Annotated in this window: 9 protein-coding genes; 4 read left to right on the top strand and 5 right to left on the bottom strand. The window is 69.6% G+C overall.

Annotated elements, in window-relative coordinates; genetic code table 11:
• Positions 1 to 33: 33 nt before the first annotated feature.
• Positions 34 to 729, top strand: a complete 696-nt coding sequence (locus J3P30_RS06565; protein WP_210480134.1) for an HAD family phosphatase — start codon at positions 34 to 36, stop codon at positions 727 to 729.
• Between the two features lie 97 nt (positions 730 to 826).
• Here the strand turns inward: J3P30_RS06565 and J3P30_RS06570 are convergent, their stop codons facing one another.
• Positions 827 to 2,368, bottom strand: a complete 1,542-nt coding sequence (locus J3P30_RS06570) for an ABC transporter substrate-binding protein (protein ID WP_210480135.1) — start codon at positions 2,366 to 2,368, stop codon at positions 827 to 829.
• A 147-nt stretch (positions 2,369 to 2,515) separates the two neighbouring features.
• On the opposite strand from J3P30_RS06570, the gene J3P30_RS06575 reads away from it, so the two are divergent.
• Both J3P30_RS06575 and J3P30_RS06580 read left to right on the top strand, forming a co-directional pair.
• Entirely contained in the window at positions 2,516 to 4,318 is a 1,803-nt protein-coding gene (locus J3P30_RS06575) for a sulfatase (protein WP_210480136.1), read from the top strand.
• A 59-nt stretch (positions 4,319 to 4,377) separates the two neighbouring features.
• A complete protein-coding gene (locus J3P30_RS06580; RefSeq protein ID WP_210480137.1) occupies positions 4,378 to 5,022 on the top strand; it encodes a TetR/AcrR family transcriptional regulator in 645 nt (214 codons plus the stop codon).
• A gap of 27 nt (positions 5,023 to 5,049) precedes the next feature.
• Here the strand turns inward: J3P30_RS06580 and J3P30_RS06585 are convergent, their stop codons facing one another.
• From J3P30_RS06585 to J3P30_RS06595, 3 genes are all read right to left on the bottom strand, one after another.
• The gene (locus J3P30_RS06585) at positions 5,050 to 6,870 is read right to left on the bottom strand and encodes a glycoside hydrolase family 3 protein (protein WP_210480138.1); all 1,821 of its coding nucleotides are present in this window, start codon (positions 6,868 to 6,870) and stop codon (positions 5,050 to 5,052) included.
• Between the two features lie 92 nt (positions 6,871 to 6,962).
• Positions 6,963 to 8,393: a sulfatase gene (locus tag J3P30_RS06590; RefSeq protein ID WP_210480139.1), complete on the bottom strand. Its 1,431-nt coding sequence runs from the start codon at positions 8,391 to 8,393 to the stop codon at positions 6,963 to 6,965.
• On the bottom strand, positions 8,390 to 9,007 hold the full coding sequence (locus J3P30_RS06595; RefSeq protein ID WP_210480140.1) for a PadR family transcriptional regulator: 618 nt from the start codon (positions 9,005 to 9,007) through the stop codon (positions 8,390 to 8,392). Before J3P30_RS06595 ends, J3P30_RS06590 begins: the two co-directional genes overlap by 4 nt.
• 278 nt (positions 9,008 to 9,285) lie before the next feature.
• On the opposite strand from J3P30_RS06595, the gene J3P30_RS06600 reads away from it, so the two are divergent.
• Positions 9,286 to 10,827, top strand: a complete 1,542-nt coding sequence (locus tag J3P30_RS06600; protein ID WP_210480141.1) for an ABC transporter substrate-binding protein — start codon at positions 9,286 to 9,288, stop codon at positions 10,825 to 10,827.
• Between the two features lie 134 nt (positions 10,828 to 10,961).
• Here the strand turns inward: J3P30_RS06600 and J3P30_RS06605 are convergent, their stop codons facing one another.
• The gene (locus tag J3P30_RS06605; protein ID WP_210480142.1) at positions 10,962 to 11,894 is read right to left on the bottom strand and encodes a nucleoside hydrolase; all 933 of its coding nucleotides are present in this window, start codon (positions 11,892 to 11,894) and stop codon (positions 10,962 to 10,964) included.
• Between the last annotated feature and the right edge of the window lie 189 nt (positions 11,895 to 12,083).

Raw genomic sequence — 12,083 nt, forward strand, 5'->3', positions numbered from 1 at the left:
CCGCTTCCCTTCCGCGTGCCCGCAGAAGTCGCCGTGACCTCGCGCAAGCCCGTTCCGGGGCGCCCCGCCATCCACGACGCTGAGACGATGCCCTACACGTCGGCGACCGCTCAACAGCTCGTCGACGCCGCGCTTCCCCTCGCCCGCGGCCGTGCCGTGGTCTGGGACTTCGACGGCGTCCTCGCGGACACCGAGCCGCTGCACGCGGAGAGCTACCGCTCGATGCTCGAGGGCCGAGGGCTGACCGTCGCGCCCGACTTCTTCGACGAGCTCGTCGGCAGCACGGAGCTCCAGATCTGGGACCGGCTGACGGAGCTGAACCCGGGACTGGGGGAGGGGACTCGCCAGCTCCTCGTCGACGAGCGCCGCAGCCTGTTCCTCGAGGCCGCGCTCGCCGAGCTCGCCCCGAGCTGGATCGTTCTCGCGCTGCTCCCGCAGCTCGCCGCCGTGGCGCGGTCGCAGACGGTCGTCTCCAACGGCGACCCGGACGTGATCGGGACCCTGCTCGACAGCTGGGGGCTCGGCGACGCGCTCGGCGTCGCCCGCCGCGCCGAGGGCGAGGACAAGCGGAGCCTGGTCGTGGAGCACTGCTCCGGCCCGGCCCTGGTGATCGAGGACAGCGGGACCTTCCTCGCTCTGGCCCGCTCGATGGGCGCCGCCACCATCGGCGTCGTGCACCAGTACAACCGGGGACGCGGCATCGAGGCCGATCTCCTCTGCGAGCTGTAGGCCCTCCCTCGGAACTGCGGGAGCGCCCGGAAACGCCGAACGCGCCCCGGGGGACGAGGCGCGTTCGACGTCGAGCTCCGGCTGGACGGCTCCGCTGCTACTTCGGCTGGACGCTCCACAGGTAGGGCACGGCGTTGCCCACCTGCACTTCGGCCTTCGTGTTCGCGTCGCTCACGAAGATGTTCTGCGGACGGTAGAAGGGTGCGTTCCAGGCGTTCTCCACCAGGTACTGGTTGAGCTCCGCCCCTGCCTCGGCCGCCTCGTCCTCGCCGCCGGTCTGGATCGTCGAGATCAGGCCCTCGACGGTCGGGTCCTGCACATGGAAGAAGTTCCATGGCGACGCGGCTGCGACCTGGAAGTTCACGAGCTGCCAGTCGGTGGGGTCCTGCTGCAGCTGGAAGAACGCGGCCGGGTACTTGGCGCTGAGGATGTCGCTGATGAGGCTGCTGACCTGGACGTCCTCGTAGTTGACCGTGATGCCGATCTGAGCGAGCTGGTCGGCGATCAGGACGAAGTTCGCCGCCGCGGTGGTCGATGAGCGGGGCATCGTCATCTCGAAGCCGTCGGCGTAGCCGGCCTCCTCCATGAGCTCCTTCGCCTTGTCGAGGTCGTACTCGTAGTACGAGTCGAGCTCCTCGTCGAAGCTGGGGGAGTACGTGGGGAAGATCTGGGTCGTCGGTGTGGCATACCCTGCCGCGATGGTCGCCGCGAGGGCCTCCCGGTCGAGGGCGAAGTTGATCGCCTGCCGTACCCTCACGTCACCGAGGGCCGGCACGAGCTTGCCCTCCCGGTCACCGATCAGGAGCCCCGCCCATCCCGGCTCGCGCTTGTTCGCGGTGAAGCCGGCGGCCTCCATCTGAGCGACGGTCGTCGGGTCGAGGACGTCCGCCACGTTGACCTGCCCGCCCTGCACAGCGCTGGCGAGCGCGGAGGGATCCGGATACACCCTGAGGATCAGCTCGTCGTAGTACTGGATGTCCGGGTTCCAGTAGTCCTCGTTCCGGTCGAAGACGTAGCTGTTGCCCACCACCGTCTCGGCCTCGTTGAAGACGTACGGCCCAGAGCCCACGGGCACCGACGCGAGGGAAGCCGGGTCCGCGGCGGGGCTCGCGACGAGGCCGGCGTTCTGCGTCAGGTACACGAGGAGCGCCGGGTCGGGTGCGGAGAGCACGATCTCGAGCGTCGTCTCGTCGACCGCGCGGACGTCCTGCACCAGCGCAAGATTCCTCGCGTTCGGGGACGTGCCGGACTTGAACGCGAGCAGGCTCTTCGCGGCGGCGTCGGCCGTGAGCTTCTCGCCGTCGGTGAAGACGACGTCGTCCCGCAGGGTCAGGGTGAGCACGGTGTTGTCGTCGTTGTACTCCCACTCCGTCGCCAGGTTCGGCTCGATGGACCCGTCCGGCGCAGCCTTGAGGATCGTGTCGTACACCGCCTGCAGGTACGGGGACTGACGCGCCCACTGGGCATCGGCCGCCGCGAACGTCGTGACCGGAACCGGCACCCCCCAGTTGAGCGTGCCGCCCCTCTCCTGCCCGGACCCGGTTCCCTCACCGGCGGAGCCTCCGCCCCCACCGCTGCACCCGCTCAGCGCGATGACCGCCGCGACCGCGGCAGCCGCCGCCCGCTTCCACTTGAACACCTTCGTCCTCCATGCCTTCCGCCCCTCGGGGGGCGACGGGAAGGGACGCTAACACGGATCCGCGCTGAAACCTAGTAAGCGCTAGGTTAGTTTGTGATACCTTTCCTGCGAGGCGAGCGGAGCGGCCGCCCGTCGAAGGAGTGGCGCATGAAGGCGATCGTTGTCCTGTTCGACAGCCTCAACCGGCGGTTCCTGCCCTCCTACGGCGGCGGGGTGGAGCTGCCCGCCTTCGAGCGCTTGGCCGAGCGCTCCGTCACCTTCGACAACTGCTACGGCGGGAGCATGCCCTGCATGCCCGCCCGGCGTGAGCTGCACACCGGCCGCTCGAACTTCCTCCACCGGTCGTGGGGACCGCTCGAGCCCTTCGACGACTCCGTCCCCGAACTCCTGCGCGCATCCGGTGTCTACACGCACCTCGTGACCGATCACCAGCACTACTGGGAGGACGGCGGCGCGACGTACCACAACCGGTTCTCGACGTACGAGTTCTTCCGGGGACAGGAGGGCGACCCCTGGAAGGGACACGTCGCCGATCCCGAGATCCCCGAGACCGTCAGCTGGCGGAGGAACGCCGCGTGGCGCCAGGACTGGATCAACAGGGCGTACATGTCGGCGGTCGAGGACCACTCCCAGACGAGAACCGTCGAGGCGGGGCTGGAGTTCCTCGCGACGAACGCCTCGGCCGACTCCTGGATGCTGCAGATCGAGTGCTTCGATCCGCACGAGCCCTTCTTCAGCTACGAGGAGCACAAGCGGCCGGCCGCCGCGGAGTACGGAGGACCGCACTTCGACTGGCCGGACTACCGCCGGGTGGTGGAGGACGACGCGACGGTCGAGCATGCGCGGGAGGAGTACTCCTCGCTGCTCCGCTTCTGCGACCAGTCCCTCGGCCGCGTGCTCGACGCGATGGACGAGCACGGACTCTGGGAGGACACGCTCCTGATCGTCTGCACCGATCACGGGCTGCTCCTGGGCGAGCGGGGCTGGTGGGGCAAGAACGTCCAGCCCTGGTACGACGAGAACATCCACATCCCGCTGTTCGTCTGGGACCCGCGCCACGGCGTGGCAGGCGAGCGCCGGGAGGCGCTGGTGCAGACCCTCGACCTCGGTCCGACGCTCCTGGAGTTCTTCGGAGTGCCGCTCACGCAGGACATGGAGGGTCGCCCGCTCTCCGAGGTCATCGCCCGTGGAGTCCCCATCCGGGACACGGGCATCTTCGGTGTGTTCGGAGGCCACGCCTGCATCACCGACGGGCGATACGTCTACATGCGCTCGAGTGCGACCGCGGCGAACGGTCCGCTCTACGAGCACACGCTGATGCCGACCCACATGAACTTCCGGTTCTCCCCCGGAGAGCTCGCAGGTGCGGAGCTGGTGCCGCCGTTCCCGTTCACCAAGGGGGCGCCCCTGCTCCGGGTGCCCGGTGCGGGGATGGGATCGCCGTACAGCTTCGGCACCCTCCTCTACGACATGGACGTGGACCCGGGGCAGCTCGAGCCGCTGCGGGATCCGGGGATCGAGCTCCGGATGGCGGAGCTCCTGGTCGAGGCGATGCGGCGGAACTCCGCGCCGCCCTCCCAGTTCGAGCGGCTCGGCCTGCCTGCCGAGGGGCCGGTCACCAAGGATCACCTCCTCATCGACAGGCAGTGGGACCAGGTGCAGCTCGGGCTCCGGGGCGTGATCCCCGCGGAGGAGTTCGATTCCGCCCATCCCGGCGTGCACACCCCCATGGCCGACCTCGTGGCAGGCGACGCCACTCGCGATGCTCTGATCGAGGTGATCCCCGCCGCGGCCCGGATGCTGCACTGGTTCGGCTATCTCACCCCCTGGCAGCTCTCCGTCATGAATCCGGCGATCGGCACCGACGTCCTCCGCGAGCTCGAGAGGCGGCTCCGTGCCGGCGCCGAGGAGCCGGCGAGACGCGCGGCCGATCTCTCCGCGACTCGGTGATCTCCGGCGCCCTCGAAGCTCGTGCCCCGCGTGCGCCCGTCGCCGTGGAGGATGGCAGGGTGACCACTGCGGAGGACATCACGGAGCCGAAGGCGCGGGCGACGCGTCCGCGAGGTGACGCGCGGCGTCAGCAGATCCTCGACACCGCGATGGAGCTGTTCGCCGGGGGCGGCTTCCACACGGTGACGCTGGCCGACGTGGCGAACCGAGTCGGGATCACCCAGGCGGGACTGCTCCACCACTTCCCGAGCAAGGCCGAGCTCCTCCTCGCCGTGCTCCAGGAGCGCGACCGGCGCAACGATCAGGAGTCGGAGGAGGACCGGACGCGCGGCGACGGCCCCCTGGACTGGTTCCTCGCGATCCTGGAGCGGAACGAGCGGAGCCCGATGCTCGTCCAGCTGATGGCGATCCTCTCCGCCGAGGCTCTCGCCGAGGGGCATCCCGGGTACGACTGGTTCCGCGACCGTCAGGAGCGCTCGATCCGGACGGTGACGCGCCAGCTGGAGCCGCTGCTCGACGAGTCTCGGCTTCCCGACGGCGTGACGGCGGAGACGGTCGCCCGATGGCTGATCGCACTCGCGGACGGAGCCCGGCTGCAGTGGCTCCACAATCCGCGGGCGGTGAGTCGCCACGGTCTCGTCGGGCAGTTCGTCGCGCTGCTCCGGCCCTACCTGAAGGATCAGGACCGGGAGCCCGACGTGTAGTCGGGCTCACCGCAGCGCGACCGGCGGTCAGACCGTCAGCCCGTGACCGAACTCGTAGAGCGGGTTCTCCGTGTCCGAGGGGACGTCCGGACGGCTGGCCCGCACCGCGTCCATCGACCGGGGCAGCTCGAACGGCAGCCGGCCCCGGGGCGCGATCCGCCCGGTCAGCGCGTCGAGCAGCGCGGCGTCGGACGCGCCGTAGGTGACGGTCAGGGCGCGTGCGGCCGCGTCGATCGGCGTGAGCACCGCGGCTCGGTCGAGGCCTACGTCGACGACGAGGGGCACGGAGGCCGCCAGCGAGCGGATCCGCTCCGCGTCGTCACCCGCAAACTCCAGCGAGCCCTGGTGGAACATCGCCTCCAGGAAGTAGTGGTCCCGCTCCTCGAAGGGCGCCTGGAGCCGCACGAGGGCCACGTCCGCCTCCGCCGGCTCATCGACGACGGCGCCGTACTGCTCGGCGATCGACCGGTCGACCCCCTCGATGTACAGCTTGACCCCGCCCGCCAGCGGCAGGACGGCCTCGTTCTTCAGCACGGTCACCGATTCCGCCTGCGCGCGGTGTCCGGCCTCCCGGAACCCGGGAGAGCCGACCACGCGCTCGGCCTCGTCCTCGTCCAGATAGGGGTCGTCGAACAGGCCGAGCCGGAACTTGACGAGCAGGAGACGGCGGACGGCGTCGTCGAGCCGCGACTCCTCGATCCGCCCCGAGCGGACGAGCTCGAGCACGAGGTCCGGGCGCTGCTCGCCGCCGAACTGGTCGACCCCGGCGTCCAGCAGCTTCGCCATGCGCTCGATCGGCGAGAGGTGCTCGACACCCCAGGCGCGAGCCGGGAAGGGCTTGCCCATGATCTCGACGTCGGTGATGAGCCCCCAGTCCGTGAGGATGACGCCGTCGTAGCCGAGCTCCTCGCGGAGGAGTCCGGTGATGATCCGGCGGTTGAAGCTGAAGCCGACCTCCTCGACGGGCTCGCCGTCGAGCTCGAGACCGATGGGCATCCCGTAGTACGGCATGATGGCCGCGGTCCCGGCGGCGATCGCCGCCCGGAACGGCGCCAGGTGCTCCTCGAACCGCCCGCCGGGGTAGACCTGCTCGCGGCCGTACTCGAAGTGCGGGTCCTCGCCGTCCTTCTGCGGCCCGCCGCCCGGGAAGTGCTTCGTGGTGGCCGCCACGCTGTCCGGGCCGATGCTGCTCCCCTGCAGTCCTTCCAGGAAGGCGACGACGAGCTCCGAGGTGAGCCGCGAGTCCTGTCCGAACGAGTGGACCTGCCGCGCCCATCGAGGCTCGGTCGTGAGATCGACCTGAGGGTGCAGCGCGGCACGGATGCCGAGCGCGACGTACTCCCGCCGGACGACGTCGCCGAAGTCCCGGAGCAGCTCGGGGGAGGCGATGGCGCCGAAGCCGAGCGGCTCCGGCCACTGCGACATCGATCCCGCAGCGAGCGAGGCTCCCGTGTTCTGGCTGAACGAGTGGCGCGGGTCGGTCGAGATCGTCACCGGGATGCCGTGCGGCGTCTCCTCGGCGAGCTCCTGGAGGGCGTTGTGCCAGCGGGCGGCCTCCCGCGGCGCGGGCAGTGCGTGCACGTTGAAGTGGTTCAGGAGCGCGACGCCGACCTGCTCGCGGGGGGAGGAGCCGAAGCGACCCTCGGTGTCGTGGTCGCCCGGCTCGCCCACCGCGATCGTCGGGTGGAACAGCAGGCCGGCCTTCTCCTCGAGGGACAGCCGGCCGAGCAGGTCCTGGGCCCGCTCCTCGGGCGTGAGCCGGGGATCCTCGTACGGGTCCAGCCGCCCGTTCCCGTTCAGGTCGCGGTACTCGACGCCGTCCTCGGTGACTGCTCGGCTGCGGCTCATGGTCCTCCTCGGCCCCGGTTCGCCCGCCCTCGGGACGACCCTCGCACACGCTATCCCGAACAGCGAGTGACCGCTAGGTTTTAGTCGCCCGGTCAGACCCCGGCCGGACGGGGCTGGGAGGGATGCGGTGCGTCGCCCAGCCTCTCCTGCTCGAGCCACATGGCCCGCTTCAGCTCCTCGCGGATGTCGGCGTACTCGGGGTCGTCGTACACGTTGCGGAGCTCGTCGGGGTCCTTCTCGAGGTCGTAGAGCTCCCACTCCGGCGGGTAGCTGTAGAAGCCCGCACCCTGCTGGCCCAGACCGTCGTTGTAGAAGTAGATGAGCTTGTACCGGTCGGTGCGCCAGCCGTAGTGGGCGGACGCCTTGTGGATGATGTCGTCGTTCTCCCAGTACCGGTAGTACGCTCCCTCGGCCGGCGGGGAGGTGGGGGCCCCGACGAGATCCCCCCAGAAGCTCCGGCCCTGCATGCGCGGGTGGTGCTCGGCGCCGGCCGCGTCGAGGATGGTCTGCGCCCAGTCGACGTTCGTGACGATGCCGTCGAACACCTCGCCCGCCGCGAGCTTGCGCGGGTAGCTGAGGAGGAGCGGCATCCGCAGCGACTCCTCGTACATGAAGCGCTTGTCGAACCAGCCGTGCTCGCCCAGGAAGAAGCCCTGGTCGGAGGAGTACATGAGCAGGGTGTCGTCGAAGTCGCCGCGCTCCTTGAGCCAGTCGATGACCCGGCCGACGTTGTCGTCGACCGAGGCGACGCAGCGCAGGTAGTCCTCCATCATCCGCTGGTACTTCCAGAGCGCCTGGTCCTCGTAGCTCAGGTGCTCGGGCGGGTTCTCCTTGAGGTCGGAGGTGCTGAGGTCGTCGGCGACCCGCATGCGGGCGCGGCGCATCGAGACCGAGCGCGTGGCGTAGTCGTCGAAGAACGTCCGGGGAACCGGGATGGGGTCGCTGTAGAGGTCCTGGTGCTTGGTGTCCGGCTCCCACGAGCGGTGCGGCGCCTTGTGGTAGATCAGGACGCACCACGGATCGTCGCCCTCGAGGCCGTCGACCCACTGCGTCGAGAGGTCCGTGATGATGTCCGTCGCGTACCCCTCGACGACCCGCTCCCCGTTCTCGGACAGCAGCTTCGGGTTCCAGTACTCGCCCTGGCCGTGCGTGCCGCTCAGGACCTCCCAGTAGTCGAAGCCCTGCGGGTTGTGGCCCTCGCCGATGCCCATGTGCCACTTGCCCACCATCGCCGTGCGGTAGCCGGCCGCCTTCAGCTGGGTGATGAACGTCGGCTGGCTCGCATCGATCGCCGTCCAGAGGGTCGTGACGCCGTTGATGTGGCTGTGCGTCCCCGTCAGGATCGAGGCGCGGCTGGGGGAGCACAGCGAGTTGGTCACGAAGCACGAGTCGAATCGGACCCCTGCCTCGCCGATCTCGTCGATCCGGGGGGTGGTGTTCACGACGGAGCCGTAGGCGCCGATCGTCTGGGTGCCGTGGTCGTCCGTGAGGATGACCACGATGTTCGGCCTGCGGTCGTTCATCGGCTCTCTTCCTGAGTGCTGGATGGGATGGTGTGGTGAGGGGCCGAGTTCCGGACGAGCAGCGCGAGCCGCGCCTCCGTGGACTCGAGCCAGGTGATGAGGTTGCCGGCGAGCAGGCGTCCCCGCTGCTGGAGGAGGAGGGAGACCTCGTCGCTCCACTCCCGCTCCTCGGGTCCGGAGTCGAGGGGCAGGAGCGAGCCGTCCCAGACGACCGGGCGGTCGTGCTGAGCGCGGCGGTACGCGAGCTCCGTCCGGACGAGCTCCAGGAGGACCTGCGGTCCCCGGTGGCGGGTGAAGGTCATCCGCACCTGGAAGTCGGGGTCCATCGGCCGCTCCGCGGGCTCGTACGGGGAGTCGACCCACTCCTCGAAGGCGGCGCGGCCGGCCTCCGTGATGCCGTAGAGCTTCGCGTCGGGGCCGGCCTCGCGCGGATCGAGTGAGGACGTCGCCCAGCCGCGCTCGACCAGCCGTGCCAGGTGGCGGTAGATCTGCGACGTCCGAGCGGTGTAGCCGAGGCTCCAGCCATAGCGGTCGAGCCACTTGCGGACGTCGTAGCCGGTCCTCGGGCGCACGCTGAGGAGCCCCAGGACGACGACGTCCAGGCGTTGCAGCATCGCACTCCTCGCATCCGCCCGCTATTCCATCAGTGGAATAGGGCTCCGGGACACGGTAGCGGGCGAGCAGGCCTTCGACAACCCGATCCCGGCTCTGATGGAATAGCCGGTCGTCGACGCTCGGACCGCGGCCCCGTTCCCGGCGCCTCTGCGAGGCCGGAAGCGTTACCGAATCGCGACCGTCGTGGCGCCCCCGAAAACCTTGTGAGCACTCGGAATTGCACCTACTCTGCGACAGGCGGTTCGACGACGGGCTGCACACAGACGAAAGGACAGCGATGTTCAAGTTCAAGCGAGCCGCGGCTGTCGCGGTCGCCGCGGCGCTTGCGCTCGCCGGCTGCGCCTCGGGCGGGGACGGCGGGAACGGCGGCGGAGGAGAGGGCTCCGGCGGTGGAGGCACCCTCACCTGGGGCATGATCGCCCAGGCGTCGACCTTCGCTCAGAAGGACATGCGCTGGGCGAACGAGTCGCCGTATGCGCAGGCCGTCTACGACACCCTGCTGCGGGCCAACCCCGAGGGTGAGCCCGAGGCCGGGCTCGCCACCGAGTGGGAGTACAACGAGGACAACACGGTCCTCACGCTGACCCTCCGCGACGATGTCACGTTCACCAACGGCGACACCCTCACGGCCGAGGACGCCGCTGCCAGCCTCCTCGCCTTCAAGGGAGGAGCGTCCCCGAACGCGAGCAACCTCGCCAACCTGGCCGGCGCGACGGCGGTCGACGACACCACGCTGGAGCTGACGCTGTCGGCGCCGGACCCCGCGCTGACGACCTACCTCACGCAGAACTCCGGTCTCGTCGCGCCCGCCGAGCTGGTCGACGACCCCGCGATGGCGAACGAGCCGGTCGGCTCGGGACCCTACATCCTCAACACGAGCGAGACGGTCGTCGGCAGCAGCTACGTCTTCGACAAGAACGAGGACTACTGGAAGCCCGAGGACCAGCACTACGACAGGCTGATCCTGCAGCCGTTCTCGGACCCGACGGCGCTGCTCAACGCGGTGCAGGGCGGGCAGCTGAACGTCACCAACACCATCGACCCCACCACCATCGGCCAGATGGAAGGGGCCGGGTTCACGGCGAACGAGCACGAGCTCAACTGGTGGGGCTTCCTCATCATGGACCGCCAGGGCACGCTCGTCCCCGAGCTGGGAGACGTCCGCGTCCGCCAGGCGATCAACTACGCGCTCGACAAGGAGTCCCTCGTCGAGGCCGTCGGCGCCGGCCGGGCGACCCCGACGTCGCAGATCTTCCCGCCCTTCTCGCCGAGCTTCGACGAGGAGCTCGAGGACTACTACACCTACGACCTCGACAAGGCGAAGCAGCTGATGGAGGAGGCGGGCTACGCGAACGGGTTCGACATCACCATGCCGCAGACCCCGCTCGTGCCCGCCGCGACCTGGACGCTCTACGCGGAGCAGCTGGCGCAGATCGGGATCACCGTCAACTACGAGCAGGTGCAGGGGCCGGAGTTCATCCCGAACATCCTCGGGGGCAAGTACGGCATGACGTGGTTCACGCTGCAGCAGGACCCGACGGACTGGCAGCTCGTGCGCTTCCAGATCGCGGAGAGCGCGGCGTGGAACCCGCTGCGCCAGACGACTCCCGAGATCCAGCAGTGGGTCTCCGCCATCCAGACCGGCACGGAGGAGGAGGCCGAGACGGCCGGCAAGGAGCTCAACCGCTACCTCGTCGAGAACGCCTGGTTCGCGCCGATGTACCGTCCGCTCTCGACCTTCATGAGTGACGCCAACACCCAGGTCCAGACCCAGCGCGGCAACGCCGTTCCGTACCTCTGGAACGTCCAGCCCAAGTAACACCAGAACGAGCGAGGGGCCGGATCCGTGCGGATCCGGCCCCTCGTCGTGTTCGCGCCTATCGGTTCGCGAAGCTCGCGAGCTTCGCGGCGGCGCCTACCGGTTCGCGAAGCTCGCGAGCTTCGCGGCGACGCCTATCGGTTCGCGAAGCTCGCGAGCTTCGCGAACATGTCCTCGAACATCAGCCGGGTGTCGAGCGCCGTGTAGATGCGCATCGGGCGGCCCGCCGGGCGGTCCTCGTACCAGCCCTCCGCCGTCATGCGAGGGGTCGGGCGGACGACGTAAGTGCTCGACGAGGGGTCGGCCTCGAACGCGGAGTGCAGCGCCGTCAAGAGGACCAGCGGCTGGTCGCCCATGGCGTAGGTCTCGCCCATCAGCAGCCCGTGCTCCTCGGCGGACGCCTGCAGGCCGTCGATGCTCTCGGCGAGGCGGCGGCCCAGCTCGCCGTGGGGACGCACTCGGGCGTCGAGCTCGGCCAGCGAGATCAGGGCCTGGCGGTACGTGTTCCGCGGGACCTGCCAGATCGGGATCGCCGAGTCGTTGAAGATCGTCTGCGCGGCGGGGATGTCGATCGCCAGGTTGTACTCGACGCGCCCCGCGATCGGGAACTCCAGCCCCAGGCCCTCGTGCTCCGGCCCGCCGATCCAGACGGCGGCGGTGATCCGCTCGGCGATCCGCGGCTCAGCGAGCACCGCGCTCGCGAGGTCCGTCATGCCCGCCCCGAGGGCGACGAAGAGCGGGAGGTCGGTGTCGTCGCGCATGGCCTCGCGCACGATCGCGTCCGCGGCCTCGGAGGCGGCCGGCACATCCGGCCGGATCAGCCCCTTGTTGCTCCCGGCGATCACCGGGATCGTGCTGCCCAGCAGCTCGAGGAGTCCTCGCGCCACCTCCGCGGCGTTGTCCGCCTGGCGGTCGGAGGGGTCGAAGTGGTCGCCGGGGGCGAGGTGGGAGCCGATGACGAACGGGATCTCCACGGACGGGCTCAGCACATGGTGCGCCAGCTGGAACAGGTCGTCCGGGTCGCCGGAGAAGTCGTTGTCGATGATGACTCGGTACCGCGGCCGCATGTCGCTCCCCTGCTCGCGAGCCCCGCCATGAGCGGGCGCCCGCCCGCCACGCTATCCGCGATGCGCAAGCGTTAGCAAAACGTTAGGGACCACTAGAAATTGGGGGCGCGAAAACCTTGTGGGCACTCGGGATTCCGCTTACAGTTCCACAGCAGACGGTCCGAAGGCGGACTGCACAGCATGGAAGGA

Source organism: Naasia sp. SYSU D00948 (genome assembly GCF_017916515.1).
Lineage (GTDB): Bacteria > Actinomycetota > Actinomycetes > Actinomycetales > Microbacteriaceae > Naasia.

Coding starts and splice junctions, on each gene's coding strand:
- J3P30_RS06575 (WP_210480136.1), top strand. CDS start 2,516: ATGAAGGCGATCGTTGTCCTGTTCGACAGCCTCAACCGGCGGTTCCTG.
- J3P30_RS06585 (WP_210480138.1), bottom strand. CDS start 6,870: ATGAGCCGCAGCCGAGCAGTCACCGAGGACGGCGTCGAGTACCGCGAC.
- J3P30_RS06590 (WP_210480139.1), bottom strand. CDS start 8,393: ATGAACGACCGCAGGCCGAACATCGTGGTCATCCTCACGGACGACCAC.
- J3P30_RS06595 (WP_210480140.1), bottom strand. CDS start 9,007: ATGCTGCAACGCCTGGACGTCGTCGTCCTGGGGCTCCTCAGCGTGCGC.
- J3P30_RS06600 (WP_210480141.1), top strand. CDS start 9,286: ATGTTCAAGTTCAAGCGAGCCGCGGCTGTCGCGGTCGCCGCGGCGCTT.
- J3P30_RS06605 (WP_210480142.1), bottom strand. CDS start 11,894: ATGCGGCCGCGGTACCGAGTCATCATCGACAACGACTTCTCCGGCGAC.